This is a genomic window from Arthrobacter sp. BB-1, assembly GCF_006151685.1.
Classification (GTDB): domain Bacteria; phylum Actinomycetota; class Actinomycetes; order Actinomycetales; family Micrococcaceae; genus Arthrobacter.
In genome coordinates this window covers 26,372-52,968 of record NZ_VDEV01000009.1, presented here as the reverse complement: position 1 = coordinate 52,968, position 26,597 = coordinate 26,372, and the positions used below count along the sequence as shown (strand labels likewise).

The following is a 26,597-nucleotide window of genomic DNA, read 5'->3' as shown; positions in this document are numbered from 1 at the left end:
CGGAGGCGGCCTGCCGTCGTCGTACTTGACAGAAAAAAGCGGGGCAACCTGCCGTCCCGAAGGCCGGCAGGTTGCCCCGCTTTACAGCTGTACTGCTTCGCAGCCTAGAGGGCTGCGTAAACCTCGCGCAGCAGCTTGGCGGTTTCGGACGGCGTCTTGCCGACCTTCACGCCAGCGGCTTCAAGGGCTTCCTTCTTGGCCTGGGCGGTTCCGGCGGAACCGGAGACGATGGCGCCGGCGTGGCCCATGGTCTTGCCCTCGGGAGCGGTGAAGCCGGCAACATAGCCAACCACGGGCTTGGTGACGTTGGCCTTGATGAAGTCGGCTGCGCGCTCTTCGGCGTCGCCACCGATCTCACCGATCATGACGATGGCCTTGGTCTCGGGGTCAGCCTCGAACGCCGCCAGGGCGTCGATGTGCGTGGTGCCGATGATGGGGTCGCCGCCGATGCCGATCGCGGTGGAGAAGCCCAGGTCGCGCAGTTCGTACATCATCTGGTAGGTCAGGGTGCCCGACTTGGAAACCAGGCCGATGGGGCCCTTGCCGGTGATGTTGGCAGGGGTGATGCCCACCAGGGATTCGCCGGGGGTGATGATGCCGGGGCAGTTCGGGCCGATGATGCGGGTGACCTGGTTGCCGTCGGCGTCGACCTTGGACTGGGCCAGCGCCCAGAACTCGGCGGAGTCCTGGACCGGAACGCCTTCGGTGATGACGACGACAAGGCCGATGCCGGCCTCGATGGCTTCAACCACTGCGGCTTTGGTGAATGCCGGCGGCACGAAGACGATGGAGACGTCGGCACCGGTTTCCGCCATGGCTTCCTTCACGGTGCCAAAGACGGTGATTTCCTTGTCCCCGTGCAGGACGGTGGTGCCGGCCTTGCGGGCGTTGACGCCGCCCACGATGTTGGTGCCCGCCTTGAGCATCAGGGCGGTGTGCTTGGTGCCTTCGCCGCCGGTGATGCCCTGGACGATGACCTTGGAGTCCTTGTTCAGATAGATAGACATGGTGCGTCCCTTTACTTAGCTGCGTTGGCGAGCTCGGCTGCCTTGTCGGCGCCCTCGTCCATGGTGGCGGCCAGGGTTACCAGCGGGTGGTTGGCCTCGTTCAGGATGCGGCGGCCTTCCTCGACGTTGTTGCCGTCGAGACGGACTACCAGCGGCTTGTTCGCGGAGTGGCCCAATTCGGCCAGCGCGCCAACAATGCCCTTGGCCACGGCGTCACAGGCGGTGATGCCGCCGAAGACGTTCACGAAGACGGACTTGACCTGCTCATCACCGAGGATGACGTCCAGTCCGGCGGCCATGACCTCTGCGGATGCTCCGCCGCCGATGTCCAGGAAGTTGGCGGGCTTCACGTTGCCGTGGTTCTCGCCGGCGTAGGCGACGACGTCCAGGGTGGACATCACCAGGCCTGCACCGTTGCCGATGATGCCTACTTCACCGTCCAGCTTGACGTAGTTGAGGTCCTGCGCTTTTGCCTTGGCCTCAAGCGGGTCAGCAGCGTCTTTGTCCTCGAGGAGGGCGTGCTTGGCGTGGCGGAACTCGGCGTTCTCGTCGAGGGAGACCTTGCCGTCGAGGGCTACGATTTCGCCGGCGCCGGTCTTGACGAGCGGGTTGACCTCCACCAGGGTGGCGTCTTCCTTCTTGAAGACGTCCCAGAGCTTGAGGATCACAGCGGCGACCTTGCCGCGCAGTTCCTCAGCGAAGCCTGCGGCTGCGACGATTTCGTCTGCCTTTGCCTGGTCGATTCCCACTGCGGGGTCGATGGCGATCTTGGCGAGCGCCTCGGGGCGTTCGACGGCGAGCTGTTCGATTTCCATGCCGCCCTCAACCGAGCACATGGCCAGGTAGTTGCGGTTGGCCCGGTCCAGCAGGACGGAGAAGTAGTACTCCTCGGCAATGTCCGCACCCTGGGCAATCATCACCTTGTTGACGGTGTGGCCCTTGATGTCCATGGCCAGGATGTTGGTGGCGTGTTCAAGTGCCTCATCCGCGGACTTTGCCACCTTGACGCCGCCGGCCTTGCCGCGGCCGCCAGCCTTGACCTGTGCCTTAACGACAGTAACGCCGCCGATTTTCTCGGCAGCTGCCTTTGCTTCTTCTGGGGTGTACGCCACGATGCCAGCAAGCACGGGTACACCGTGCGCCTCGAACATATCGCGCGCCTGGTATTCAAACAGGTCCACGGTTTAGTGTCCTTCTACGTCGAAGTAGTTTCTGTACAGTCGGACACCATCGCAAGACGATGACCGGGCTGCGGAATTGCACGCACCGGCGGCCTGTTGGAAACGAGCCACGCGGCGTGATGCTCCATTGGGAACTCTAGTCCTTTGAAGGGACCGGCCCGTCCCAGAGTACCCCTTATGTGAGTAAGGACACTATTCTATGAAGCGTAGAAAAACCGCGGAATTACGGGGTTTTTGAGGCCCCTGCCGTGGCCGCCGGGGCGGTTTCGGCCGGCTTTGGGATCAGTTCGTAATGATCCGGCGACACGAAGAAACCGACGCCTGCAGAGACGTTTCCGCACGCTACGCCGCCGTTGTAGGCAGAGCAGCGCAGCCCGTTGCGTTCGAGGTTTTTCCCGCCTACCAGGACCTGCAGCTGCGCCAGCGGTCCTGCCTTGCTGCCTCGGGGGCCGTACGCTGCCTCCATTTGTGTGACGCCGGAACGGCACTCGCCGTAGGTTGCGGTGTCAGGCGTCAGCAGGGCAACCCCGCCCAGGTAGCCGAGGTCCGTTCCGGCACAGTTGTCTTTGACGTCGTCCGTCTGCGGCTTGGGGTACCTTGCCAGTTCGCAGTGGGCCACCGGCACGATGGCCAGTTTGTTGTTTTCGCTGTCGCCGAAGCTGTTCTGCTCATACGGGAGGTTGATGTGCGGCCCCCTGGCTGCCGTGAGGGAGCACGCCACTGTCCGGTCCTCCGTGATGAACGAGATGACGTCATCAGCTCCGCCGCTGAAGTCCTCCGGGTCAGCCAGGGCTGCCTGCTCCAACTGTTCCATGGGTGGCAGCGGCGGCGGGGCCACATACGCCGGGTCCTCCACCGTCACAGCACACCCGGTGGCGCCCAGCAGGAACAGGGCGGCGAGTATCCCCCACATGGTCCGTCGCATGGGCTCCATTATGCTTCACACCGGCGGCCGCCTGGAGCCAGGAACATTTTCGACGACTTCTGCTGCTGCCTGTGCCGGGTCCTGCCGTGCGAAGTCCTCCCGCATCTGCTGGGCACGGTTCTTCCACTGCGGGTCGGCCAGGATGGAACGCACGGCCGCTCGGATCTTCTCCGGCGCGGGAGCCTCGCTCCGGAGGTTGATGCCGGCTCCGGCATGCTCCACCCTTGCGTTGACGTCGCTCTTGCCTTCATTGATGCCGGACACCACCAGCGGGACGCCCGCGGAAAGGGCAAGCTGCACCCCGCCGAAACCGCCGTTGGTGATAAAGACATCCGTGGAGTCAAACACCGCGGCAAAATCCACGTAGTCCCGGATGTGGATATGCGGTTGGGGGTAGCGCGCACGCAGTTCCGCGGACTTCCTGCCGCCTGTTGCCACAATGACCAGTACATCCATGTCCTTGAGCGCCTCCAACGCGGGAATGATGAGCTTGTTCTGGTCCGTGTTATCCAGTGTGCCCTGGGTGACCACAATGGTCCTTTGATATCCCTCCGGCAGCTCCTCCCGGTCTCCAGCGCCGGGACGCCGGTATGGCAGGAGCGCCCCGACATATCTCACCTTCGGGTTCCTGTTGCGGCGCGGAAAATCAAGGGACTCGGTGCCGGCCTGGATGACAGCATCCGAGCACCGGTAGGCATCGTCGGTGAGCCTGGCCCCCTTGGGCACCTCTTGGCCATAGAAGCTGTGTTGGCGCCGGTAACTTTTGTGGGCCGGACGGAGAATGACTTTGTCCGACAACAGCCCGGCGGTGCCCTGCAGAGCCTTCTCGGCAGGGTTCCGCGGCGGCCGGAAGCCGAAGAAGAGCGGTGGCACCAGCGGATCGCTTTCCATGTTGGGGATCACCACTACATTGACCACCGGCTTGTCCAGCAAGTGCGCAACAAGCCGTTGGACGAACATGGAGTGGTCCACCACCAGGGCATCGAAGGGGAATTCCTGGTCCAGCTCCCGGATGTCCTCAAAGAAGTTGCTGATGTTGCTGGCGAAGATCTTTTCACCGTCAAAACCGATGGCCCGGGGTCCCTTGAGTTTCGCCCGTTCCGGATACAGATCAAAGAGGTTGTCGGCGCGGTGTTCGATGGCCCGCTTGAAGGGAAAGAAGGGAATCCCGAGATCCCGGAGCTTGCCGGCGAACACCGGGCCCGTGTACCAGCGGACGTCATGGCCGCGCTGTTTCAGCTTCATGGCCACTCCGGTCATCGGATTGAAGTGGCCGTCAATTGCCTGGCTCGCGAACAGGATGTTCATGGTCCCACTCCGACTTCGGATGCGGCTGCTGGGGAAGGGTTCCTGAACTGTAGTACCGAGGGCGGAGACGGGCAAGCGCCCCGTTCCGGTTTTTAGGCGCTGAGTTTCGTCAAGGGCGCGTACCGCAGGAGCAGCCGCTTCTCGCCGACGTCGAACTTCACCTTGGCCACCGTCTTGTCTCCCGCTCCCTCAAGCGCCAGGACTGTTCCGTTGCCGAAGCTGGTGTGGTTGACCTTGTCCCCCACGCTGACTGCCACAATTTCCTTCTGCGGCTGCACCCTGTTTCGGGCGATGGCGGCGGGAACATCGGCATTGAACCCGGCCGAGGCATCCGCCGACGCGCCGCGCGCAGTCCCGGCGCCCCAGAAAGACCCGCTGTAGCGGCTGGAGCCAATGGAACCGCTGCTCCCCCAGCCGCCCTGCCTGCTGGTTCCTTCGCGCTTCCATTCCAGGAGCTCGGCGGGAATCTCTTCGAGGAACTGGCTGGCCGGGTTGTACTGGCTCTGTCCCCACATGCTGCGGACCTCGGAGCGGGTGACGTAGAGCCGTTTCCGCGCGCGGGTGAGCCCCACATAGGCAAGCCGGCGTTCCTCGGCCAGTTCCTTGGGATCGGTGGCTGAGCGCTGGTGTGGAAACAGTCCGTGCTCCATGCCGGTCAGGAACACCACCGGGAACTCCAGGCCTTTCGCGGTGTGCAGCGTCATCAGGGTCACCACTCCAAGCCGCTTGGCCTCGGCGACGGCAGCATCAATGTCCGCCCCGGGTGCGTCGGGGATCTGGTCAGCGTCTGCCACCAGGGAAACCTGCTCGAGGAACGCTTCCAGTGTCCCTTCCGGGTTCTCCTGCTCGTACTCACGCACCACGGCAACGAGTTCGGCCAGGTTTTCCACCCGGGATTCGTCCTGGGGGTCGGTGCTTGCGCGCAGGGCAGCGAGGTAGCCGGTCTGCTCCAAGACTGCCTCCAGCGCCGCCGCCGCGCCCGAACCAGCAGCCACCTCGGCCAGGTCATCCAGCAGCTTCACAAAGCCGAGGACGGCATTGACGGACCGGGTTGCCATTCCGGGAGCCTGGTCTGCCCGGCGCGCAGCAGCCATGAAGGAGGTACGCTCACGCTGGGCCAGCGCCGCTACGGCACCTTCGGCCCGGTCCCCGATGCCCCTCTTTGGTTCGTTAAGCACCCGCCGCAGGTTGACGTCGTCGTCGGGGTTGACCAGGACGCGCAGGTAGGCGAGGGCATCCTTGATCTCCTTGCGCTCGTAGAACCGCGTGCCGCCCACCACCTTGTAGGGCAGGCCCACACGCACCAAAACGTCTTCGATGGAGCGGGACTGGGCGTTGGTGCGGTAGAAAATGGCCACATCGCCGGGCCGGAGGTTGTCCTCGTCCTGCAGGCGGTCGATCTCCTTGGCAATGAACTGGGCTTCGTCGTGCTCGTTCTCGCCGACGTAGCCGATGATCTTGTGGCCGTCACCCTCGGCCGTCCACAGCCGTTTCTCGGGACGGTTGGGATTCCTTGAGATGACGGAGTTGGCTGCGTTGAGAATGTTCTGGGTGGAACGGTAGTTCTGCTCCAGCTTGATGGTGCGGGCCTCGGGGTAGTCCTTTTCGAACTCGACGATATTGCGGATGTCGGCGCCGCGGAACGCGTAGATGGACTGATCGGAATCACCCACCACCGTCAGCTCTGACGCACCCGGTCCTTCCCCCACGATTTCCCGGACCAGCGCGTACTGGGCATGGTTGGTGTCCTGGTACTCGTCCACAAGCACGTGCCTGAAGCGGCGGCGGTAGGACTCGGCGAGTGCGGGAAAAGCCCGGAACATGTAGACGGTTTCCGCGATGAGATCGTCAAAGTCCATGGCGTTCGCCTGCCGCAGCCGCTGGGTATAGCCCTTGAAGACGTCGGCGACGGCCTGCTCAAAGGGATCGTTATAGTTCGCCGCAGAGGCGTACGAGTCAGCATCGATGAGTTCGTTCTTCAGCGCCGAGATCTTGTGCTGGATGGCCTTGGGCGCGAACTTCTTGGGGTCCAGGTCCAGGGCTTTCGATACCTGGGTGACCAGGCGGAGCGAGTCCGCGGAGTCGTAGATGGAAAAGTTCGACTTCAAGCCAACATTGGCCGCCTCCTGCCGGAGGATACGGACGCAGGATGAGTGGAAGGTGGAGATCCACATGATCTTGGCACGTCCACCCACGAGCTTTTCGATGCGTTCCCGCATTTCCGCGGCGGCCTTGTTCGTGAAGGTGATGGCCAGGATTTCGCCGTGGTGGGCCCGTCCGGTGGCAATGAGGTAGGCGATCCTGTTGCTCAGCACGCGGGTTTTGCCCGAACCGGCGCCGGCCACGATCAGCAGCGCCGGACCGACGTGTTTGACTGCCTCTTCCTGCTGGGGGTTCAGCCCCTCCAGCAGCTGGGCCGCATCCGGCCGCCGACTGCCGTGGTGTTGACCTTCCGCCTGGGGCCGATCTTCACCATTCTGGCCACCGGGCAGCCCCGGACGCTGCAGGTTCTCCCAGGGCGCGGCACCGCCAGGACCAGCCGCCGTAGCGCCTTCAGGGCGCGACTTGGTGCGGGCAGCCGTTGCGGAAGCGGCCTTGAACGGTCCGTCAGAGTACGGGTCAAACAACATATCCATGGTGCCTACAAGTCTAGGCGGTGGGGCCGACACCCGGTTCCAGGCTGTGGATTACAAGGCTTTATCCACATAGCGCTGAGGAGTGCGTGCCGAGTGCGGCATGGGCTGGAAGGCTCGGCGTATGGAAGCGGAAACGACGGCGGCGGCCCGGATGGATGCCGAAGCGGGCAAGCAGACGGGGGCAGGTCTGGCAACAGAGGCGGGTCTACAGACGGGCTCTGGCCCGGACGCGGGAGGCCTCCCTGGGCCTTGTGTTGCGGATGTCCTTGCGTTGCTGGCTGCTGTTCCCGTCGTCAAGGATGGTCCGGGAAAGATCAGCCAGATACGGGAATTCGAGGACGTGAAGTCCGCGGTTGCCGCGAAGCAGGCACGGATCGCCGTGGCCTACGATCACGACGTGCGGCAGGAACAGGCCGCCGCCGGTATCCCTGCCGCTGACCGGGGTGCGGGTGTGGGGGCCGAGATAGCGCTGGCGCGGCGGGAGTCCCCTGCCCGTGGAAGCAGGCTCCTGGGCCTTGCCAGGGCACTGGCCACCGAGATGCCGCGGACCCTGGCCGCTTTGGAGTCCGGGCAGCTGAACGAATGGCGCGCCACCCTCGTGGTGAAGGAAACCGCGTGCCTGTCCGCGGAGGACCGGTGCGCCGTGGACGAGGAACTCGCCGCCGATACAGGGTCCCTGGCCGGTGCCGGGGACCGGGCCGTGACCGCGGCCGTCCGGGCCGCGGCGTACCGGCGGGACCCGGCCTCGGTCGCGCAGCGGGCATCCCTGGCCGCCAACGAGCGGACCGTGACGCTGCGCCCGGCACCGGACACCATGACCCGGCTGACCGCCCTGCTTCCGGTCGCCCAGGGCGTTGCCGCCTACACGGCCCTGACCCGGCACGCTGACACCGTCCGGGCCACCGGAGACGGCCGGGCCACGCGGGACGGCCGGGCCACGCGGGACGGCCGGGCCACGCGGGACGGCCGGGGCAAGGGCCAGATCATGGCCGACCGCCTGGTTGAGTGCCTCACCGGGACCCCGGCCGGGATCACCGGCATCGACCTCCAGCTCGTCATGACCGACCGCACCCTCCTCCAGGCCGACGCCGAACCAGCCCGCCTCACCGGCTACGGCACCGTCCCCGCCCAATGGGCACGGAAAGCAGTGCTCGGCGCAGCAGCCGGGCCGGAGTCTGCCGGCCCCGGGGCGGGTGGTCCGGCAACTGATTCCGGGTCCGCGGGCAGCGCGGAGAATACCGGGCTTCAGGTCTGGCTGCGCCGGCTCTACACGGCCCCGGCGGAGGGTGAACTGGTCGCGATGGACTCCAAGGCCCGGCTCTTCCCGCCAGGACTCCGCCGCTTCCTCCAGGTCCGGGACGACACCTGCCGCACGCCCTACTGCGACGCCCCGATCCGCCACCACGACCACATCATCCCCTGGCACACCAACGGACCCACCACCAGCCACAACGGCCAAGGCCTCTGCGAAGCCTGCAACCACACCAAAGAAAACCCCGGCTGGACCGCCCGGCCAGTCACCCAACCAGGGCAACGCCACTCAGTCGAACTCCGAACACCCACCGGCCACACCTACCACTCCACCGCACCACCACTGCCCGGAACCGCACAGTTCCCCAGTCCCAAGCAGCCGGCCGTCCTCGTCCTTGGCAACGTCGCACCGCCTAAGCCCTTGGTCCCGGCCACGGCCACGGCTGGACCCTAGGCCACGGAGCCCGACTGGAGGGCTGCACGGAGCTCGCGTACCGCCGTCGTGCCCCCAGCCATGAACCATTCCAGGCCGTTGACGCGCACGGTGTCCACAGCGCCGCCGGCGGCCCGCACAATCGCCTTGCCGGGCAGCCAGTCCCATTCCGGGCAGCTGTGCTGGAACCAGCAACCGATCTGTCCGTCCGCCACCCGGCCAAGGTCACAGGAGCCGGAGCCGAGCATCCGCAGTGCTGCGGCCGACGTCGCCGCCGCATGCCAGGGCATGGCGCAGAGCGGGTCCATCAGCCAGCTGGGGTGGATGTAGGTGGCCGCCCCCAGCTCGGCAACGGCGGTGGCGTTCCGCTCACCCTTGTTGTCCTGGAACACCGTCAGCGGTTCACCGTTCAGGCTGGCGGGGTGCCCCCGCCCGCCCAGCCAGAGCTTGTCCTCCTCCGGCTGGAAGATGGCGCCGAGCACAACGTCGGACTGGTCTTTCAGGGCGATGGCCGAGCACCAGTACGTGGAGCCGTGCAGGAAGTTGTAGGTGCCGTCCACGGGATCAATCACCCACGTCCGGCCGCTGCTCCCCTGCACCGACGCGCCTTCCTCACCCAGGATGCCGTCCTGGGGCCGGCAGCGCTGCAGCTGCTCCAGCACATAGGCTTCGGCGGCGTGGTCGGCCGCGGTCACCACGTCCGAAATGGACGTCTTTTGCTGCGACTGCAACCCTGCCATCCGCATGAGGAGCGCCAACTGGCCGGCCTCCCGCACCAAGGCTGCTGCAAGCTGGTAGTCGTCAAGTGAAGGGTCAAGTTCAACAGCGCTGTGCCTGCCAATGGTCATGGCATCAGTTTATGGGGCGCGATAATGGTGCCATGGCCAAGACACCTGCCCAGCGGATCAAGAAGCATGGTTCCAAGGCGGCGGTACCCCAGCACCACCTCCCGCCCGTGGTGAACCCCACCACGGCCCGTACCCCGCAAAAAGCCCAAACCAACAGCAACCTCATCCTCATCGCGGGCGTGGTGGCCAGCCTGTTCCTCTTCTGGTACCTCCACCTGCTGACCCTGGACCAGCTCCGGCAGCTCTCCGGCGGCCTGGCCATGCCGGACTCGCTCATTGGCGGTTTCGACCCCGCCTACATCGGCACCCTGCACGCCGCCATGGACGGTGACGCCCGGGGGCAGCTCAACTACGTGCACAAGACGGCGGGCACCCTGTTTCCGCTGATCTTCGGGTTCACCTGGCTGCTGCTGATCGGGACCAACACAGCCCGGAAGGCGCTACGCTGGGCCCTCTGGGCCATCCCGCTGCTCTTCGTCGTGGTGCGGCTCTGGGGCAACGTGGCCATCGACGGCGTGCTGGCCTCGGACACGGCCGACGCCAGCCAGGTGGCACTTGCATCCGGACTGACCGTTTCCGGCTGGGTCCTGCTGGTCCTCAGCCTCCTCGCGGGCGCCGCCGCAGTCATCCTCGGTTCCCGGAAGCCGAAGGCCGCTAGCTGACCGCGGCCGCGGCCCGGGCCCGGACCTCCTTGCGGTGCCGGTGCACCCGGTGCGCGATCACCAGGCCCGCGGTGGCCATGCCCACCGTGACGGGATAGCCCATCAGCCGCTCCAGGGTGCCGGGCTCCGGCACCTCCATGCGCGTCAGTCCGCCGGTCACCAAAGCAGCGGACGAAACAGCACCGCAGGCCAGGATGAACCAGGCGAAAGCTGTTTTCCGCAGCCAAAGGATGCCCAGGAGCAGCAGGGCAGCCGCCCCGGCAAGGAAGTACACCACGGCGCCCACGAGATGCCAGTTGGAGCCGGCGTCCTCGGGGACCAGCCCCACGATCACAGTCCCTGCCCCGGCGGCCCCGGTCAGGATCCGCACCCACGCGGCCGCCAGCCAGGGCCTCCGCCGCGGCTGAACCCGCAGGTCCGCCCGGGCCGCGACGCACAGCAGCCCGGAAGTCAGCAGAACAGCACCCAGCAGCATCCCGAGCCCCTGGACCACGAACGAGGCGTTCATCAGCCAGTTGAGCGGGGAACACACCTGGCGGCCGTCATAGACGCCGCAGTTCAGCGCACCCAGGTCGCTGATATAGCCAGTCCGGAGGTCGTAGGCCGTGGGTCCTGCCCAGGCCCCGATCACTGCGGCCTCGGCCGCGAAATACTGCAGCACGCTCAGCACCGACCACGCGCCGATGTATTGCCGTGTGGACGTAGTGTCCGGAATGAAGGCGACGGCGGGGGCTGCGGACGGCGCTGAACTCATGCCTTGAGCGTAGTACGGCCCAGCACCTTGTATGCTTGTATCCGTGTCCGGCCGGACTGGCCCGCCGATCCTACGGACGCAAGCCCTCGTAGCTCAGTGGATAGAGCACGGCTCTCCTAAAGCCGGTGTCGTTGGTTCGATTCCAATCGAGGGCACTTGAACTATCCTTCCCCGGGGTTCCAGCTCCGCGCCTACCTCCTTGGCACCAGCCGGCCCAATGGGCCCGGACACGTTGGTGCCGAGGACCTTGGCACCGCAAAGGCGGGGCTGTGGACCGTCCAGCGGGACCTGCTGGACCGGGCCGGAGGCATCCGCGGCACCTTTTCCGGCGTCGTGCAATTTGTTCCCACGGACGACGCCGGCCTGTCCCTGCGCGAAGAAGGCACCATGCGCTGGCCATCCTTTACAGGGCCCGCCTCCCGCGAATACCTGCTGAAAAGCACAGCCCGCCCGGATGCACTGGACGTCTTTTTCCCGGACGGCCGCCCTTTCCACAGCATGAGCTTCACTCCGGAAGCCAACCTCGACAAGCACTGGTGCGATCCCGATACCTACCGCGTCGCCTACACGTACGGGGACGCCGACCGGTTCAGCTACATCTGGGACGTGCAGGGGCCAAAGAAGGACCTGCTCCTGTCCTCCCGCCTGGTCCGGATGCGCGGCGATGCCGCATGAAGGACCGCATTGTGGTCTCCGCTGTCTGCGTGTTCGACGACGCCGCCCGGCTCCTCACGGTGAGGAAGCGTGGCACAGCCATGTTCATGCACCCGGGCGGCAAGCCGGAGGCCGGCGAATCAGCCGTCCAGGCGGCAGCCCGGGAGCTGGCTGAAGAGGTTGGGATCGTCCTCGATCCCGGCGAACTGCAGCTGATGGGCGTCTGGATTGCGGATGCCGCGAACGAGGCCGCCACGGATATCGAGGCAACCGTTTTCCTGGCGCCGGGCACGTGGACGGCCCGTCCCTCCGCGGAAATCGAAGAAATCCGCTGGCTGGACCTGGCTGCCCTTGCCAGCGGCGCAGAACCCGGCGAAGACTTGGCACCGCTGCTGACGGACCACATCCTGCCGGAACTCGCCGCCAGGCCCGGCAGCGCTCCTTTGGGAGCCTAGAACTCCGGAACTGCTTCCTGGACCACGGCGGTGGCTTCGGCGAACTGCGTCCGGTACAGGTCCGCGTACCGCCCTTCGGCAGCAAGCAGTTCGGTGTGGGTTCCGCGTTCCACGATCCGGCCGCCCTCCACCACCAGGATCGCGTCCGCGGCGCGGACGGTGGACAGGCGGTGCGCAATCACGACGGCGGTGCGCCCCTCGAGCGCGGCACCGAGGGCTGCCTGCACGGCGGCTTCGTTGGTGGAATCCAGAGCGGCCGTTGCCTCATCGAGGATGACCACCCGTGGCTGGGCGATCAGGAGCCTCGCGATGGTGAGCCGCTGCCGTTCACCGCCGGAAAGCCGGTAGCCGCGCTCCCCCACCACGGTGTCCAGCCCGTCCGGCAGGGAGCGGATCATGGTTTCCAGCCTGGCCTGCCGGATGGCTTCCCACATGTCCGCTTCCGTGGCGTCCGGCCTGGCCAGCCGGAGGTTGGAGGCGATGGATTCGTGGAAGAGGTGGCCGTCCTGGGTGACCATGCCCAGGGTTTCCCGCATGGAGTCGAAGGTCAGGTCGCGGACATCCACCCCTGTTCCTGGCCTCCCGCCGCCAAAACGGATGGCGCCGGAATCAACGTCGTAAAGCCGGGCCAGCAGTTGCGCGATGGTGGATTTGCCGGCGCCCGAAGAGCCCACCAGCGCCACCGTCTGTCCGGGCTCAACCCGGAAGCTGACCCCATGCAGGACTTCTTCCCCGCCGCGGGTGTCCAGGGTGGAAACGTCCTCGAGGGAGGCCAGCGAGACCTTGTCCGCCGAGGGATAGGAGAACCGGACGTCGTCAAACTCCACGGAGAGCGGGCCGCGTGGCGATTCCACAGCATCCGGCTTCTGGCGGATGAGCGGCTTGAGGTCCAGGATTTCGAAGACGCGCTCGAAGCTGACCAGGGCACTCATGATTTCCACACGTGCGTTGGAGAGTGCGGTGAGCGGGGCGTAAAGGCGGGTGAGCAGCAAAGCGAGCACAACGACGTCGCCCGCGGCCAGCTGCCCTTCCAGCGCCAGCCAACCGCCCAGGCCGTAGACCAAGGCCAGGGCCAGGGCGGAGACCAGGGTCAGGGCCGTAACGAAGGTGAACTGGAGCATCGCCGTGCGGACACCGATGTCCCGCACCCGCCCGGCCCGGAGTGCGAACTCCCGGGACTCCTCGTCCGGGCGCCCGAAGAGCTTCACCAAGGTGGCGCCGGGGGCTGAAAAACGCTCAGTCATCTGCGTGCCCATAGTGGCGTTGTGCTCGGCGGCCTCACGGCGCAACTCGGCCAGCCTGGAACCCATCCGGCGGGCGGGGATGAGGAAGATCGGAAGCAGGATCATGGCCAGCACAGTCACGAGCCAGGATTTGTTCAGCATCACAACAAGGGTGAGGGCCAGCGCCACCACATTGCTGACCACGCCGGAGAGCGTGCCGGCAAAGGCGGACTGGGCCCCGATCACATCGTTGTTAAGCCGACTCACCAGCGCACCGGTGCGGGTCCGGGTGAAGAAGGCGATAGGCATCTTCTGCACGTGGTCGAACACCTTGGTGCGCAGGTCCAGGATCACGCCCTCGCCAATCGAAGCGGACAACCACCGCGTTACGAGTCCCAGCCCTGCCTCGGCCACAGCCACGATCGCAATCAGTATTGCGAGCCAGGCCACCGTTCCGGCGTCCGTCTTGGCGATGATCGCGTCCACCACCTGGCCGGCGAGCACCGGTGTTGCCACGGCCAGGACTGCCATCACGATGGACAGCAGCACGAAGGCAACCAGCCGGCCGCGGTGCGGCCGCGCGAAACCAAACACCCGTTTGAGGAGCTCCTTCGAGAACGGCTTGGATCCGCTGGAGGCGCGGGTGATGTTGTAGAGGGAGCTCCAGGCAACCCTGTCCATACTCATTTTTTGGTGCCTTTCGGGGCGCTGGCGGCCAGCACTTCAGTGACGCGGCCGTTATCCACATTCCAACGTACATCCAGCCGCACGTTTTCCAGCAGCCTCCGGTCGTGGGTCACCAGCAGCAGCGCCCCGTCATAACTTTCCAGGGCCTCCTCCAGCTGCTCGATGGCGGGAAGGTCAAGGTGGTTGGTGGGCTCGTCCAGGACCAGGAGGTTGACGCCGCGGGCCTGGAGCAGCGCGAGCGCAGCCCGGGTCCGCTCGCCCGGCGACAGCGAGTCAACGGTCCGGGACGTGTGGCCGGCCTTGAGTCCGAATTTGGCGAGCAGGGTGCGGACCTCGGCCGCGGCCATATCCACCAGGACTGCCTCGACGGCGTCTCCCAGGGTCAGGTGGCCGGCCAGCAGCCCGCGGGCCTGGTCAATCTCGCCGATAGCCACGGAGGCGCCCATGGCCGCACTGCCGGAATCGGGCTCGACGGCGCCCAGCAGCAGCCGCAGCAGGGTGGACTTTCCAGCTCCGTTGGGCCCCGTGATGCCAATCCGTTCCCCGGCGTTGAGCTGGAGGTTGACGGGTCCGAGGGTGAAGCCGCCCTGCCGGACCACCGCATCGCGGAGCGTGGCAACCACGGAGCTGGAGCGGGGCGCCTTGCCGATGGAGAATTGCAGCTGCCATTCCTTGCGCGGCTCTTCCACCGCATCCAGCCTTGCGATGCGTGATTCCATCTGCCGCACCTTCTGGGCCTGCTTCTCCGAGGACTCGGTGCTTGCGGCCCGGCGGATCTTGTCATTGTCCGGGCTTTTCTTCATGGCGTTCCGCACGCCCTGGGAGCTCCATTCACGCTGCGTCCGGGCCCGGGAAACGAGGTCCGCTTTTGTGGCGGAAAATTCCTCGTACTTTTCGCGGGCGTGCCGCCGGGCAACGGCGCGTTCCTCCAGGAAGGCGTCATAGCCGCCGTCGTAAACGGCCACGGCATTCTGCGCCAGGTCCAGTTCCACCACCGTGGTAACGCAGCGGGCCAGGAACTCGCGGTCGTGGCTCACCAGCACGGCCCCGCCCCGCAGGCCTTTGACGAAGTCCTCGAGCTTGGCGAGGCCCTCCAGGTCGAGATCATTGGTGGGTTCGTCCAGCAGCACCACGTCGAACCGGCTCAGGAGCAGCGCAGCCAGCGCCACGCGGGCGGCCTGCCCGCCGGAAAGGCCGGTCATGGCCGCGTCCGGCCCGGTCTCCAGCCCCAGGTCCGCCAGTACGGCGGGAAGCCGGTCGTCCAGGTCGGCTGCACCGGAAGCCATCCACCGGTCGAAAGCGAGCGCATAGGCGTCATCTGCTCCCGGGGCACCTGCTCCGAGCGCTTCCGCCGTCGCTTCCATCTCGACCGTGGCCTGCGCGCATCCCGTGCGGCGGGCAACGTATTCCGCAACCGTTTCGCCCGGCACCCGTTCATGCTCCTGCGGAAGCCACCCCACAAAGGCATCGGCAGGGGCAAGGCTGACCGAGCCGTCCTGCGGCTCGTCCACGCCTGCCAGGAGACGGAGCAGCGTCGATTTCCCGGCTCCATTGGCGCCCACCACGCCCACCACGTCCCCGGGGGCGACGGTCAGGGAAAGCCCGGAGAAAAGCTGCCGGTGGTCATGACCGCCGGAGACGTCCTTGGCTACAAGGGTTGCAGTCATGTGATCCATCCTTTCGCCGCTGCGTCCGCAGCGGGTTTCCTGCCCAAAAACCGGCCGGCGGGACCATGCCGATTGCCCGGGAGGAAGGCGCGCGGGCCGCAGGACATAAAAGAACCCGCTGGTCCGGACTTGGGGGGTGTACGGACCAACGGGCTCGACCATCAAGCATAGTCGAAAGGGCGGCCCGGGTAAAATTGGGCTGCCGCGGGCAGGCTAAAATCGACGAAACACCCGTTCTGCAGAGAGCCCTCCATGACCATCCCCGCCAAGGCGTTCCAGCGCTGGCTGCAAGGCATTGCGCCGGATGCCAGTACGGCAGATGTCTGCAGGATCTCCGGAATCAAGCGGACAACGCTCGCCCAGCAGCTGGTCCGCGGGAAAGTCGCGGTGGGCACTGTGGTCAGCATCAGCCGCGCCTACGGCGTCAATCCTGTTGCGGCCCTGGCCACCTTCGAGGCCTACCGGGACCTGGCCGGCCCCCAGCCCCTGCCCACCCGCTCCGAACTGGTGAGCCAGATTTCCACGGCGGACCTCCTGAGGGCACTGCTGTCCCGGCCGGCGATGGAGGCCGCCGCCCCGGGGAAGGAACCGCCGCCGCTTTCCGCTGCCCCGCACTCCACCTCGGTCAAGAACTGGGTTGATGCAATCGACGACGGCGAGGTGCGGCACCGCGTCTCGGCTGCCACCGGGGTTGCGCCCCAGAACTACTCCGCCCAGCTGACGGCGAACCGGCTGTCCCCCGAACTGGCCATCGCCACGTCCCTCGCCGCCGGCGTCGGACCCACCGGCGGGCTGGTGGCCACCGGCCTCATCACGGAGGAAGAAGCCGGGTGGCCGGCCGGCGCCCGGCAGGGCGCCTTGGACAGCCTGTCCGACGGCGACCTCACCGCCTTGGCGGGCGACAGGCTCCAGGCACTGGGCAAGGTGCTGCGGCGCCAGGAGCAGGACCAGGCGCAGACCGAAAAGATCTGGGAGAACCTGGGATGATCGAAATTCTTCAGTGGTCCACTCTTGCCACCTGCGCCCTCGTTGCGGCTGCCCGGATCCCCAGCGCCCTGCGCGGCGAGAACAGGTCCCTCTTCTACATCTTCGCCCTGATGACTGCGGCAATCCTCCTGAGCATCGAGGCGCCGTACGTGGCCATCGACCAGGCGCTGGGCGGCATCAACCTTGCCAACCTGCTGCTGCGCTTCATCATCTTCGCCGCCATCTATTTCATCGGGATACGCGTCACGCGCGGCTTCGGCGCTGAAGGTGCCCACCGGCTCATCACGGGGAAGGCGGGCATGGTTGTGCTGGCGGCCGTTTCCCTGGTGACGACGGTGGTGTTCTTCATGATGGACACCACCGGCTCTTCGGCAGGACTATCGGCACTATCGGAAAAAAGCGGGTACAACGCCATACTGGCGCAGTACTACGGCGCCGCCGGCCGCGCCTACCCGGCGTATGTGGGCCTCGTCCTGCTGCCCGCCATGGTGCGGGCCGTCCGGAGCCGGTTGCCCGTGTTGGTGCGGGTGGCGGCCGGCCTCCTTGCCCTGGGCGGCGTGGCGATCGGCCTCAGCCTGCTGTTTCCCCTGGTGCCTCCCGGGTGGGCCGCCATCATGTTCGTGGTCAACTACACGGCTGTGCTGTGTTACTTGGTGGGGCTGGCGCTGATCTGGGCCGCCCGGGTGCGCAGCGGCAAGCCTTTGTCCAGCAAAAGGACATATACCGAAAAGTAACAAGGCTTGCTTTCACAAAATCATTAGAATGTGAAACAATCATGAATGTGTGAAGGTGGAGCGCGAAGCGTTTTCGAACGGGGATAAATTCTTGAACGCGAGCGCTCCGGGGGCCTACGCACGCATTGGGGGGATGAGTGGTGGCGGGACGTTGGGGACCGCCCCCACTCAGCCTATTTAAGGCCCTTTTTGCCGGGCCCAGGCCCCTACTGCTTTGGCTTACTCCTTGGCGGCGGGCTGACTTTGCCGCTGCCTGCCGGCCTTGCCGCTTCAGCTCACTTTGCCGCTGGGCCGGACGCCCGGGACACCCTGAGAGTCACCAGCTGGAACGGCCGCAAAACCAGATCCGCACCGTCCTGGCGCGTTTCCACTCCTGGGGCCGGGAGTGGTCGCTCCAGCAGGTCGACGGCAGTGACGCGCCGCACCGGGAAGTTCGTCATAAGTTTTCCCGCAGAGCGCTCGCCCAGCGACTCGTACAGTCGGACCACCACATCGCCGGACCCGTCCTCCGCCAGCTTTACGGCTTCAATGACCAAAGCGGGGTTCGTTATGGAGAAGAGCGGTTCCACAGGTGTTGCGCCGCGGACCAGCCGGGGAACGAGGTTGGTGCGGTAGCCTTCCTCCACAGCATCGGCAATGCCGGCACCGGGACGGATGGTGACGGTAAGTTCATGCAGCCCGCGGTCGGCGTCGGGATCCGGGTACTTCGGGGCGCGCAGCAGTGAGAGCCGCACGGTAGTGGTGGTGCCGCCGTCGGAATCCCTGATGTTCCGCATGACGTCGTGCCCGTAGGTGGAGGAGTTGGAAATGGCCACGCCATATCCGGGCTCGGCCACGTGGATCCATCGGTGTGCGCAGATTTCGAACTTGGCCGTTTCCCATGAGGTGTTGGTGTGGGTGGGCCGGAAGACGTGGCCGAACTGCGTCTCGGCGGCGGACCTGTCCGCACGGACATCCAGTGCGAAGCCCAGCTTGAGCAGTTTTTCGCGTTCCTGCCAGTCCACGGAGGTGGTGATTGACAGGGACGGGCTGCCGGCCGCAAGGCTGATGTACTGCGTAACGGCGGATGTACCGGCAAGCCGCTCTACGGTTACAGTCGCCGCTGCCCCTTCCCGGTTCAACTGCAGGGATGTGGCCTGCGTCAGCGCCGTGACGTTGCGCCTGTAGAACTCGTCGATGTCCCAGGCGTCCCATTCGTTGGGCGTGTCCCGGTGCAGTTCCAGGAGGTTGCCGCGCTGGCCCGGGGCAATAGCTTCGCGGCCGGTGGCATGGTCTACGAGCGAGGCGAGGAGCCCGTTACCGTCCAGCACCGCGCGGATGACGCCGTTGTCCAGGATGTAGCCGCCGTCATGGGCCTTGGCGTGGACCTGTTCCGCCGGCAGCGCCGGTTCGCCCGCAGCCAGCGCGGGCACGCCGGCCCTGGCATGCGGCGCCGCGTTCAACAGGAACGTGCGTTCGCCGCTGCCAAGCACGGCGGCGGCAGCCTGGCTGATAATGGCATCAAGGGCTTCACCGATTGCCTGGTAGTTGCGCTCGGCATCCTGGTGTACCCAGGCAATGGAGCTGCCCGGCAGGATGTCGTGGAACTGCTGGAGCAGCACCAGTTGCCAGAGCCGCTTGAGCTCGGCGGCCGGGTAGGCGTAGGCGCCGGTACGGACGGCGGCCGTGGTGCACCACAGTTCCGCCTCCCGCAGCAGGTGCTCACTGCGCCTGTTGCCCTTCTTGGTCCTGGCCTGGCTGGTGTAGGTCCCGCGGTGCAGTTCGAGGTACATCTCGCCTACCCAGACGGGCAGGACGGGGTAGTCCTCCTCCGCCTGCCGGAAAAAGCTTTCGGCTGAGCCGATCCGGACCTTGGGCGAGCCCTCGAGGTTGGCGGTGCGGGCCGCTGCTGCCAGCATTTCCCGCGTTGGTCCGCCGCCGCCGTCGCCGTAGCCGAACGGCACCAGGGACACGGTGCCGCGCCCATGGTCGCGGTAGTTCCGTTCCGCGTGGGCCAGTTCACGGCCGGTCAGCTCCGAGTTGTAGGTGTCCACCGGCGGGAAGTGGGTGAAGAGCCGGGTGCCGTCGATGCCCTCCCAGTTGAAGGTGTGGTGGGGAAACTTGTTGGTTTGGTTCCAGGAGATCTTTTGGGTCAGGAACCAGCGGCTGCCCGCGGATTTGACGATCTGCGGCAGCGCGGCGGAATAGCCAAATGAATCAGGCAGCCAGGCCTCGTGGCATTCAATGCCGAATTCCGCCATGAAGAAGCTTTTGCCCTCCACGAACTGGCGCGCCATGGCCTCGCCGCCGGGCATGTTGGTGTCCGATTCGACCCACATGCCGCCTACGGGGATGAACTGGCCTGAGCGGACCTTCTCGCGGATGCGGCTGAACAACTCGGGGTAGAGCTCCTTTATCCAGGCCAGCTGCTGGGCTGAGGAGCAGGAGAACACAAAGTCCGGATGTTCATCCATCAGGGACACCACGTTGGAGAATGTCCGGGCACACTTGCGGACAGTCTCACGCACCGGCCAGAGCCAGGCGGAGTCGATGTGCGCGTGGCCGGTAGCCACCAACTGGTGCGCGGAGGCGTAGGCCGGCCGGGCCAGTACTTCGGCAAGCGCTTCCCGTCCTGCTGCCGCGGTGCCGGCAACATCGTCCGGGTCCATAACGTCCATCATGCGTTCCAGGGCCCGGAGGATCTCATGCCGCCGGGGCAGTTCCAGGGGCAGTTCAGCCATCAGGCCCGAAAGCGTCCAAATATCCTGCTGGAGTTCCCAGACCGCCTGGTTCAGTTCAGCAATGGCAATGGTCCCCAGCCGGTACTGTGGCGCTGTCCCGGCCGTGGATTTGTCGCCGTACGGCATGGGGGCAAAGGTCCAGCCCTGCGCCACGTCCGGGTTCGCAGCGGCCTCGACGTAGAAGTCCACCGCCATCCCGCCGCCCAGCAGCTTCAGCGGTATGTACTGGTTCCTGGGCGAGACCGCCTTGATGATGGTGCCGTCCGGGCGCCACGCCATGCCTTCGCACTGGAAGCCGGGAATTTCGATCGTGAAACCCAGGTCCACCAACACTTCAACGGTGGTGTCGGGGTCGGTGCCCCATGATTCCGGGACCTCGCCCTGGAGCCGGAGCCATTTGGTCCCCCAAGGTTTCCCCCATGGGGCCCCGTGCTCCTGTGGCTGGAAGTCCTGTCGCATTGCCTCCAGCGCGGGGACAGGCTCATCGGGCGCGTCCCAGCTGCTCAGGGTAAGGGGAATGCTCCGGCTGTAGACCGCCGGGCTAATCCGCTCACGCACGAACCTTTGGAGGCGGACTTCCGTTATCCGGCGGTCGTCATGCAATGTGGGCCCTCTTTAGCGCTTGGGACTGGACGATGCTGTCCATTCGATGGATAAATCTACCCGCTGGTAGCCCGTTTACCAACCCTTTCGGAAAACGCATCCCGGACAGTGTCCTGCGCGCAAACCAAGCCTATGACGGCGGCGCCGCAGCCACCGGCCGCCGGATTCTTCCGTCACCGGCGTAGATGTTGAGGCTTGTTCCCCTGCTGAAACCGGCGAGGGTGACTCCGCTGGCCTCGGCGAGTTCGACTGCAAGGCTCGAGGGCGCACTGACCGCCGCGAGGACGGGGATTCCGGCAAGTGCGGCTTTCTGGACCAGTTCGAAGGATGCCCGGCCGGAAACCTGGAGCACGGTGCCGCGCAGCGGGAGCAGACCTTCGCGGAGGGCCCACCCCACAACCTTGTCCACCGCGTTGTGCCGCCCCACGTCCTCGCGTAGGCAGAGAAGCTGCGCGCCGCCGTCGTCCCCTATCTTGAAGAGCCCGGCGGCATGGACGCCGCCAGTGTCGTCAAAAAGGCGCTGGGACTCCCGGAGGATGTCCGGAAGCGAGGCCAGGACCTCCGCGGAGATATTCAGGGGATCCCCGGCGGGGCTGAAGTGAGAGGACTTCCGGACGGACTCTATGGAATCCGTCCCGCAGATGCCGCAGGAGCTGGAGGTGTAGACGTGCCGGCCGATGGACGGAAGCTCCACGCCAGGCCGCAGCTGGGCCTCCACGACGTTGAAGGTCTGCACTCCGTTTTCGTCTTCCCCGGCGCAAAAGCGCAGCGAAACGAGCTGCCCGGACTCCCAGATCACGCCCTCGGACACCAGGAATCCCGCCACCAGGTCGAAGTCGTCCCCTGGGGTGCGCATGGTGACCGAGAAGGACAGGCTTCCCAGCCGGATTTCCAGCGGCTCTTCCACCGCCAGGACGTCCTCCCGGTACCGGACCGGGAACTCAAGGGCATTCGGGGAGCCGTCCAGCACATACTTGTGCACCTTGCGGCGCTGGGTCACGCGTCCCATATCCCACCGTTCCTGTTCATCTCTCCATCATCGCAACCGTATTGGGGCGATGCCAGCGGGGCTGCGCCATCCGGGCATGCCTCAGCCAAGGAGTGCACTCCAGTCTACGGGGCCTGCCGGCGCCGGCTTTGCGGCCGGCAGGCCTGTCCGTCCGCCGCTGCGCGCCTTCGGCTTGGCGGCGGGGTCCGGCGGAGCGGGGATGGGCGGCCCCCAGGGAAGGGCAAAGGCGGGCACCGGTTCTCCCAGCTGCACCCCGTGGGGAGGCACAACCATGACGCCGTCGGCCGAGGCCAGTCCGCGCATCATGCCCGGGCCCGTGTGCTGGGCCGGCGAGGCCATGCCGTAAAGCAGGCGGAACGGGAGCAGGCGCGTGCGCCCGGGTTCGGGGTCGAGGGTGGTTCCGCAGGGGACCTCCTGCACGGCCGGCAGGGCCCGGTGTCCCAGCGCCGCGAGCAGCGGGGCCCCCACCGTGGACAGGGCCATCATGGCGGCCAGGGGATTTCCCGGCAGTCCCAGCACGAACCGCCCATCCGGAAGTTCGGCCAGGACGGCCGGGTGTCCGGGACGCATGGCCACTCCGTCGATGATGAGCCGCCCGCCCAGCTCGCCTACTGCCCGGCGGAGGTGGTCTGTGCCGGACTTTCCCGTCCCGCCCGTAGTGATGACGACGTCGGCCGGCAGGTCCGGCGTGCCCGGCACCTCGGGGACCACGTCCTCCAGGGCAGCAAGCCATTCAGCGTAGGAATCGCCGATCCGTTGCTGCCCGCCCGCAAGCCCGCCCAGCATGCCCACCACGGCCGGCAGCTGCGGGCCGAAAGTGTCACGCACCTGGCCGGGAACGGGCAGGCCGCGTTCCACCACTTCAGAACCTGTCAGCAGCAGCCGCACGAGCGGCTTCCCCTGGACCACAACCTCGTCGTAACCGGCAAGGGCGGCGAGGGCCAGGTGCGCGGGGTTCAGCACCACCCCGGCCTTGACCAGGATGTCCCCTGCCGAGGCTTCCTCCCCCGCTTTCCTGACGTGCTGGCCCGTCCGGGGTTCGCCGGGGCGTGCGGTGCCGCCGGTCACCAGGACGGGCAGTCCGTCGTCGTCCTTGTCCAGGCGGGCGCTTTCGCTGCGCAGGACCGCCTTGGCGCCGGGCGGGATGAGTCCCCCCGTGGCGATGGGACTGGCCTGGTGCGGAGCCAGGGGCGCACCTGCGTCCACCAGGATCCACGGCCCGGTGCCGCTAACGGCCCAGCCGTCCATCGCCGACGACGCGTAGTGGGGCATCTCCTGCAGGGCCACAATGTCCTGGTCCAGCCGACGCCCAAGGGCCAGCTCCAGGGGGACGGGACCGGCAGGGATCGGAGTGCCGGCGTCAAAGGCAGCCTGCCTGGCTTCTTCCCACGTGTGGTCGAGGTGCCGCGGCTGCCCGGTTTCGGAGGCGCCCGCTTCCTCTTGGGACTCCTTCGTCATTCGCCGGGAGCCCCGGCGGCTTCAGCATCGTAGTCGGCAGCCAGGGAACGGGCCACGGCCAGCGCGGACTCCATGGAAGCAGCATTGGGTGACTGGCCCGAGCCGGAGGCAAGGCCGGCAGCGTAACCGGCAATGAAGGTAGTCAGCGGCGCTGCCGGACGTACCACCGCGTGGGCGGCCACACCAGCGAGGGCAAGGATGGCATTAACGTCCACCTGGACGTCCTCCAGTTCATAGGCCTGGAGCAGGGACCTGCACCACTCCTCCAGCGTTTCATCCTGGCTTTTCACGAACGTGCCTCCCTATTTAACTGCGGCTGCGCCGGTCCTTGGCCCTTGTCCTGGTTTCCGGCGGCAATCCCTAGTGCGGCGGCATCATCCCAGGTATCCACGTCTGCCGTGGAACCTGCAGGGACGGTGACAGGCTGCACTTCCAGACTAGCAAGGAGGGAGCGCACCGAGCCGTTAATAAGGGCACCCCGGGACGAGAGCTCCGCTGCCGACCTTTTTAACGCTGCCGTGCGGTAAAAACCAGCAAGCGGCTGGAGCCGCCCGTCTTCCGAGCGGGCCACGGCGCCGTCTGCCTCCCCCAGCGCCACTGCAGCCGCCAGCGCCCCGATGGCGTCCCGGACCAGCGGCATGTCGCAGGCCAGCACCAGGGTGAACTCGGCCGCGCGCCCTTCCTGGGCGAGGGCCTCAAGCCCTGCGGAGATGGCCGCTGCCGGGCCTGCAAACTCGGGCTGTTCCCGGCAGAACAGCACCCCCGGAACAGTATGTCCGGGCCCCGGGCCCACCACCACCGTTCGCGAAGCACCTGCTGCAGCCGCCAGCGCGCGCTGGAGGAGCGTGTCCCGGCGGAAAACCAAATCCTGCTTCGGCACACCGTCGAGCCGGGAAGACCGGCCGCCGGCCAGGATCACCGCATCGAAGTCCAGCCGGTTCTGTTCCATTCCCCCAGCCTAGCCATCGTTGGCGCTGTCGGCGCGCCGGGGGCTGCGGTCAGGCTGCGCGCTCCGGCAGCAGGAACGGGTCCCAGGCGGGGGTGGGCTTCTCGAGTTCCTTGATCTGCCAGATGGTTCCGTGCGGTGGCTCCGGGACGAAACGCAGCTTCCAGCCCATTTCAGCCGGCGTATGGTCGCCCTTGACGTTGTTGCAGCGCAGGCAGGCCGCCACCAGGTTCTCCCAGGAGTCCTCGCCGCCCCGGGACTTGGGCTGGACGTGGTCGATGGTGTGGGCCGCCTTTCCGCAGTAGGCGCATCTGTGCCCGTCGCGTCTGAGCACTCCGCGGCGGCTGACTGCCGTGGCCTGGTTGTACCTCGGACGGATGTAGCGGTTCAGGAGAATCACGGACGGGCGGCCCAGGATTTCCTGCGGTCCCACCACGGGATCATCGCCTTCGGCAACCACACTGGCCTTGCCCGTGAGCACAAGCACCAGCGCCCGGCGGAAAGTGATCACCGCCAGGGGCTCATACCCAGCATTCAGAACGAGAGTGCGCATGCACGTACCTCTTCACGGCCGCACCCGTCCAGGGGCACGAGGGCCGGCTGCCCTCGGCATGTCCGGGCTATGGATCGACACCACAAGAGTAAACACAGAAGCGCGCTATCGGCTAATTCCTGTTCCGGAACTGTCGTGTCGGCCCAGCCGAGGGCCCCTGCAGAACGGCCGGACCAGCGGCCCTTAAGCAGCGGGCCCTTAAAGGGGAAAGGACCCCTGCCGTGGGGCAGGGGTCCTTTTGCGTCCCGGGTGGACAGCCGAATACCGGAATCAGTTCACGCGGATGAAGACGGGGCCGGAGCCGACGTTGGCGCTGAAGACCACCGTCTGGTTTCCGTTGTAGCCGCCGTGGACGGCCTGGCCGTTGCCCGCGTAGACAGCGATGTGCGCCATGCCGGCGCCTCCGTCTGCGTAGTAGATCAGGTCGCCCGGCTGGGCCTCTGCTGCACTGACCGTGCGGCCCAGGGAGAGGTAGCCTGCAGGCCAGTCGTGGAAGTTGATCCCCACTGCTGCCAGGGAGTTCGTGACCAGCATGGTGCAGTCCTGCATAACACCCAGCTGGGCGTAGGCAGCGGACAGGATGGCTGCGCCCTTGCCGCTGGCGGAAGCGGTAGGAGCGGCTGCGGGGGCCGAAGCCGTGGAAACCTTGGCGGTGACCTTGGGAGCAGCAGCAGGCTGGGCGGCGGGAGCCGGCTCGGCCTCCTGAACCTCAACAGGGGCAGGCTCTTCGATGACCGGGGCCGGCGTGGTGGTGACGGCGGGCTTCTCGAAGGTGATGGCGATGGTGGAAGCAGCAGAGATGGGTGCCTCGACGGCGGATTCAACTTCCAGGGTGGAAGGAGCGGAATCGCGCTGGACGTTGGAGTCGGCAGCGTTTGCCGCAATGCCGCTGGTCAGCACCAGGCCGGAAGCAGCGGCGATGACCGCCGCCTGGCGGCCTACGCCACCGGCGTTCTCGCCGACAGCCTTGGCGATGATGGCGATTGAGTTGGTTTTGGTGACCTCGGCGCGATGCCGTGCGGTAGCACGAGTAGTCATCAGTTCTCTCTTTCGTTTTCCTCAGGGCCGTTGTGGGCACCAAGGGATGTGGACGCGCCGGCATCTTGGGGGTACGCCGGCACGCCCCGAACGGGGATGTGGTGTTAGCGGGAAGTGTGGAGCAAAGAAATAGTTCCTGGACCCGAGGGTCCAAGAACTATTTGCTGACGGTGAAGAACGAGGAGCTGCCGGTCGCAGCTACGGCGTGGAGCAGCGTGCCCTGGGAGGGGTTGAGTGCACTGATCATCATGCCGTTGCCGACGTAGATGCCTACGTGCGCTCCGCCGTTCTGCATGACCAGGTCGCCGGCCTGCGGGGTGGAGGTGGGCGTCATGGCGGTCCAGGCGTTGACCCGGGGGATGCTGATGCCGGCCTGGGCGTAAACCCACTGGGTGAAGCCCGAGCAGTCCCACCCGGTGACAGGGCTGGTGCCGCCCCAGACGTACGGGCTGCCGATGCCGGTGTAGGCGATGCCAGCGATGCCCGAGGTGGAAGCGGAAGAGACAGTCTTGGCCAGCTTGTCCGCTGCGGATTCCGTAGTGCCCGCGGTGGAGGCCGCGCCGGTTTCCGTGGCGGTGGACTGCGCCCGCACCGGCGCCGGCTTCGGCGCGGCCGTGGTCTTGACGACCGGGCGTTCGAAGGAAACGGTAGCCGTGGGTGCTGCGGTGACTGCCAGGGCAGCCTGTGCGGAACCGGACTCCGTGGAAGCGGAAACACCAGCGGTGGTGTCCGCTGCGTTGGCGGGCAGGCCCATGCTGAGGATAAGACCGGAAGCTGCGGCGATAACGGCAGCCTGGCGACCTACTGTCCCGGCATTGGCACTAACAGCCTTGGACATGCCGTCCAAGGGGTTGGTAC

23 protein-coding genes and 1 tRNA gene are annotated in these 26,597 nt (G+C 66.4%); 7 read left to right on the top strand and 17 right to left on the bottom strand.

Annotated features, from left to right (window positions below; translation table 11 throughout):
- Positions 1 to 104 precede the first annotated feature (104 nt).
- From sucD to pcrA, 5 genes are all read right to left on the bottom strand, one after another.
- Positions 105 to 1,007: a succinate--CoA ligase subunit alpha gene (gene sucD / locus FHJ30_RS04780; protein ID WP_013599990.1), complete on the bottom strand. Its 903-nt coding sequence runs from the start codon at positions 1,005 to 1,007 to the stop codon at positions 105 to 107.
- An 11-nt stretch (positions 1,008 to 1,018) separates the two neighbouring features.
- Complete coding sequence (sucC, locus tag FHJ30_RS04775; RefSeq protein ID WP_139028165.1) at positions 1,019 to 2,188, bottom strand: ADP-forming succinate--CoA ligase subunit beta; 1,170 nt, start codon at positions 2,186 to 2,188, stop codon at positions 1,019 to 1,021.
- A gap of 223 nt (positions 2,189 to 2,411) precedes the next feature.
- Positions 2,412 to 3,122: a hypothetical protein gene (locus FHJ30_RS04770; RefSeq protein WP_171058920.1), complete on the bottom strand. Its 711-nt coding sequence runs from the start codon at positions 3,120 to 3,122 to the stop codon at positions 2,412 to 2,414.
- 6 nt (positions 3,123 to 3,128) lie between these two features.
- Positions 3,129 to 4,421, bottom strand: a complete 1,293-nt coding sequence (locus FHJ30_RS04765; protein ID WP_139028164.1) for a glycosyltransferase — start codon at positions 4,419 to 4,421, stop codon at positions 3,129 to 3,131.
- A 92-nt stretch (positions 4,422 to 4,513) separates the two neighbouring features.
- Positions 4,514 to 7,057 carry a DNA helicase PcrA gene (gene pcrA, locus FHJ30_RS04760; RefSeq protein ID WP_139028163.1) on the bottom strand — a complete coding sequence of 848 codons (2,544 nt, stop codon included), beginning with the start codon at positions 7,055 to 7,057 and terminating at the stop codon, positions 4,514 to 4,516.
- Between the two features lie 151 nt (positions 7,058 to 7,208).
- On the opposite strand from pcrA, the gene FHJ30_RS04755 reads away from it, so the two are divergent.
- Positions 7,209 to 8,762 (top strand): HNH endonuclease signature motif containing protein, encoded by a 1,554-nt coding sequence (locus FHJ30_RS04755; RefSeq protein WP_139028168.1) that lies wholly within the window; start codon positions 7,209 to 7,211, stop codon positions 8,760 to 8,762.
- Here the strand turns inward: FHJ30_RS04755 and FHJ30_RS04750 are convergent.
- Positions 8,759 to 9,589: an inositol monophosphatase family protein gene (locus tag FHJ30_RS04750; protein ID WP_139028162.1), complete on the bottom strand. Its 831-nt coding sequence runs from the start codon at positions 9,587 to 9,589 to the stop codon at positions 8,759 to 8,761. The two genes, FHJ30_RS04755 and FHJ30_RS04750, sit on opposite strands and share 4 nt — an antisense overlap.
- A gap of 32 nt (positions 9,590 to 9,621) precedes the next feature.
- On the opposite strand from FHJ30_RS04750, the gene FHJ30_RS04745 reads away from it, so the two are divergent.
- A complete protein-coding gene (locus FHJ30_RS04745; RefSeq protein WP_139028161.1) occupies positions 9,622 to 10,251 on the top strand; it encodes a hypothetical protein in 630 nt (209 codons plus the stop codon).
- On the opposite strand, the gene FHJ30_RS04740 is transcribed toward FHJ30_RS04745, so the two are convergent.
- A complete protein-coding gene (locus tag FHJ30_RS04740; protein WP_139028160.1) occupies positions 10,244 to 11,005 on the bottom strand; it encodes a DUF998 domain-containing protein in 762 nt (253 codons plus the stop codon). The genes FHJ30_RS04745 and FHJ30_RS04740 overlap by 8 nt on opposite strands.
- A gap of 82 nt (positions 11,006 to 11,087) precedes the next feature.
- Here FHJ30_RS04740 and FHJ30_RS04735 point away from each other — a divergent pair.
- From FHJ30_RS04735 to FHJ30_RS04725, 3 genes are all read left to right on the top strand, one after another.
- Positions 11,088 to 11,160 (top strand) — tRNA-Arg (locus FHJ30_RS04735).
- Position 11,161: 1 nt separating this feature from the next.
- Positions 11,162 to 11,680 carry a DUF6314 family protein gene (locus FHJ30_RS04730; protein WP_171058919.1) on the top strand — a complete coding sequence of 173 codons (519 nt, stop codon included), beginning with the start codon at positions 11,162 to 11,164 and terminating at the stop codon, positions 11,678 to 11,680.
- Positions 11,677 to 12,114, top strand: a complete 438-nt coding sequence (locus tag FHJ30_RS04725; protein ID WP_139028159.1) for an NUDIX domain-containing protein — start codon at positions 11,677 to 11,679, stop codon at positions 12,112 to 12,114. Before FHJ30_RS04730 ends, FHJ30_RS04725 begins: the two co-directional genes overlap by 4 nt.
- Here FHJ30_RS04725 and FHJ30_RS04720 read toward each other — a convergent pair.
- Positions 12,111 to 14,024 (bottom strand): ABC transporter ATP-binding protein, encoded by a 1,914-nt coding sequence (locus FHJ30_RS04720; protein WP_139028158.1) that lies wholly within the window; start codon positions 14,022 to 14,024, stop codon positions 12,111 to 12,113. The genes FHJ30_RS04725 and FHJ30_RS04720 overlap by 4 nt on opposite strands.
- Positions 14,021 to 15,691, bottom strand: coding sequence for an ABC-F family ATP-binding cassette domain-containing protein (locus FHJ30_RS04715; RefSeq protein WP_139028157.1), 1,671 nt, complete (start codon positions 15,689 to 15,691; stop codon positions 14,021 to 14,023). The genes FHJ30_RS04720 and FHJ30_RS04715 overlap by 4 nt, the downstream gene beginning before the upstream one ends.
- Positions 15,692 to 15,943: 252 nt before the next feature.
- On the opposite strand from FHJ30_RS04715, the gene FHJ30_RS04710 reads away from it, so the two are divergent.
- Together FHJ30_RS04710 and FHJ30_RS04705 are read left to right on the top strand one after the other, a co-directional pair.
- Positions 15,944 to 16,678 carry a hypothetical protein gene (locus tag FHJ30_RS04710; RefSeq protein WP_139028156.1) on the top strand — a complete coding sequence of 245 codons (735 nt, stop codon included), beginning with the start codon at positions 15,944 to 15,946 and terminating at the stop codon, positions 16,676 to 16,678.
- Positions 16,675 to 17,412 carry a hypothetical protein gene (locus tag FHJ30_RS04705; RefSeq protein ID WP_139028155.1) on the top strand — a complete coding sequence of 246 codons (738 nt, stop codon included), beginning with the start codon at positions 16,675 to 16,677 and terminating at the stop codon, positions 17,410 to 17,412. The genes FHJ30_RS04710 and FHJ30_RS04705 overlap by 4 nt, the downstream gene beginning before the upstream one ends.
- A 275-nt stretch (positions 17,413 to 17,687) precedes the next feature.
- Here the strand turns inward: FHJ30_RS04705 and FHJ30_RS04700 are convergent, their stop codons facing one another.
- The 8 genes from FHJ30_RS04700 to FHJ30_RS04670 all read right to left on the bottom strand — a co-directional run bounded on the left by FHJ30_RS04700 (position 17,688) and on the right by FHJ30_RS04670 (position 26,577).
- Positions 17,688 to 20,735, bottom strand: a complete 3,048-nt coding sequence (locus tag FHJ30_RS04700) for a glycoside hydrolase family 38 C-terminal domain-containing protein (protein ID WP_139028154.1) — start codon at positions 20,733 to 20,735, stop codon at positions 17,688 to 17,690.
- Positions 20,736 to 20,865: 130 nt separating this feature from the next.
- The gene (fdhD, locus tag FHJ30_RS04695; protein ID WP_139028153.1) at positions 20,866 to 21,744 is read right to left on the bottom strand and encodes a formate dehydrogenase accessory sulfurtransferase FdhD; all 879 of its coding nucleotides are present in this window, start codon (positions 21,742 to 21,744) and stop codon (positions 20,866 to 20,868) included.
- 81 nt (positions 21,745 to 21,825) lie between these two features.
- The gene (locus FHJ30_RS04690) at positions 21,826 to 23,202 is read right to left on the bottom strand and encodes a molybdopterin molybdotransferase MoeA (protein ID WP_139028152.1); all 1,377 of its coding nucleotides are present in this window, start codon (positions 23,200 to 23,202) and stop codon (positions 21,826 to 21,828) included.
- Positions 23,199 to 23,492 carry a DUF6457 domain-containing protein gene (locus FHJ30_RS21295; protein WP_171058918.1) on the bottom strand — a complete coding sequence of 98 codons (294 nt, stop codon included), beginning with the start codon at positions 23,490 to 23,492 and terminating at the stop codon, positions 23,199 to 23,201. Before FHJ30_RS21295 ends, FHJ30_RS04690 begins: the two co-directional genes overlap by 4 nt.
- A complete protein-coding gene (locus FHJ30_RS04685; RefSeq protein WP_240793585.1) occupies positions 23,489 to 24,151 on the bottom strand; it encodes a molybdenum cofactor guanylyltransferase in 663 nt (220 codons plus the stop codon). The genes FHJ30_RS21295 and FHJ30_RS04685 overlap by 4 nt, the downstream gene beginning before the upstream one ends.
- Before the next feature lie 49 nt (positions 24,152 to 24,200).
- Positions 24,201 to 24,701 (bottom strand): HNH endonuclease, encoded by a 501-nt coding sequence (locus FHJ30_RS04680; RefSeq protein WP_139028151.1) that lies wholly within the window; start codon positions 24,699 to 24,701, stop codon positions 24,201 to 24,203.
- 270 nt (positions 24,702 to 24,971) lie between these two features.
- Positions 24,972 to 25,739, bottom strand: a complete 768-nt coding sequence (locus FHJ30_RS04675) for an NlpC/P60 family protein (protein ID WP_139028150.1) — start codon at positions 25,737 to 25,739, stop codon at positions 24,972 to 24,974.
- 157 nt (positions 25,740 to 25,896) lie between these two features.
- Entirely contained in the window at positions 25,897 to 26,577 is a 681-nt protein-coding gene (locus FHJ30_RS04670; RefSeq protein ID WP_139028149.1) for a C40 family peptidase, read from the bottom strand.
- Positions 26,578 to 26,597: the final 20 nt, after the last annotated feature.

What these genes read in the sequence shown, in the direction of transcription:
- FHJ30_RS04740 (WP_139028160.1), bottom strand. Translation starts at nt 11,005, where the DNA reads ATGAGTTCAGCGCCGTCCGCAGCCCCCGCCGTCGCCTTCATTCCGGAC.
- FHJ30_RS04770 (WP_171058920.1), bottom strand. Translation starts at nt 3,122, where the DNA reads ATGGAGCCCATGCGACGGACCATGTGGGGGATACTCGCCGCCCTGTTC.
- FHJ30_RS04750 (WP_139028162.1), bottom strand. Translation starts at nt 9,589, where the DNA reads ATGACCATTGGCAGGCACAGCGCTGTTGAACTTGACCCTTCACTTGAC.
- FHJ30_RS04715 (WP_139028157.1), bottom strand. Translation starts at nt 15,691, where the DNA reads ATGACTGCAACCCTTGTAGCCAAGGACGTCTCCGGCGGTCATGACCAC.
- FHJ30_RS04725 (WP_139028159.1), top strand. Translation starts at nt 11,677, where the DNA reads ATGAAGGACCGCATTGTGGTCTCCGCTGTCTGCGTGTTCGACGACGCC.
- fdhD (WP_139028153.1), bottom strand. Translation starts at nt 21,744, where the DNA reads ATGGGACGCGTGACCCAGCGCCGCAAGGTGCACAAGTATGTGCTGGAC.
- FHJ30_RS04675 (WP_139028150.1), bottom strand. Translation starts at nt 25,739, where the DNA reads ATGACTACTCGTGCTACCGCACGGCATCGCGCCGAGGTCACCAAAACC.
- pcrA (WP_139028163.1), bottom strand. Translation starts at nt 7,057, where the DNA reads ATGGATATGTTGTTTGACCCGTACTCTGACGGACCGTTCAAGGCCGCT.
- FHJ30_RS04670 (WP_139028149.1), bottom strand. Translation starts at nt 26,577, where the DNA reads ATGTCCAAGGCTGTTAGTGCCAATGCCGGGACAGTAGGTCGCCAGGCT.
- FHJ30_RS04680 (WP_139028151.1), bottom strand. Translation starts at nt 24,701, where the DNA reads ATGCGCACTCTCGTTCTGAATGCTGGGTATGAGCCCCTGGCGGTGATC.
- FHJ30_RS04705 (WP_139028155.1), top strand. Translation starts at nt 16,675, where the DNA reads ATGATCGAAATTCTTCAGTGGTCCACTCTTGCCACCTGCGCCCTCGTT.
- FHJ30_RS04765 (WP_139028164.1), bottom strand. Translation starts at nt 4,421, where the DNA reads ATGAACATCCTGTTCGCGAGCCAGGCAATTGACGGCCACTTCAATCCG.
- FHJ30_RS04710 (WP_139028156.1), top strand. Translation starts at nt 15,944, where the DNA reads ATGACCATCCCCGCCAAGGCGTTCCAGCGCTGGCTGCAAGGCATTGCG.
- sucD (WP_013599990.1), bottom strand. Translation starts at nt 1,007, where the DNA reads ATGTCTATCTATCTGAACAAGGACTCCAAGGTCATCGTCCAGGGCATC.
- FHJ30_RS04745 (WP_139028161.1), top strand. Translation starts at nt 9,622, where the DNA reads ATGGCCAAGACACCTGCCCAGCGGATCAAGAAGCATGGTTCCAAGGCG.
- FHJ30_RS04685 (WP_240793585.1), bottom strand. Translation starts at nt 24,151, where the DNA reads ATGGAACAGAACCGGCTGGACTTCGATGCGGTGATCCTGGCCGGCGGC.
- FHJ30_RS04755 (WP_139028168.1), top strand. Translation starts at nt 7,209, where the DNA reads ATGGATGCCGAAGCGGGCAAGCAGACGGGGGCAGGTCTGGCAACAGAG.
- FHJ30_RS04690 (WP_139028152.1), bottom strand. Translation starts at nt 23,202, where the DNA reads ATGACGAAGGAGTCCCAAGAGGAAGCGGGCGCCTCCGAAACCGGGCAG.
- FHJ30_RS04720 (WP_139028158.1), bottom strand. Translation starts at nt 14,024, where the DNA reads ATGAGTATGGACAGGGTTGCCTGGAGCTCCCTCTACAACATCACCCGC.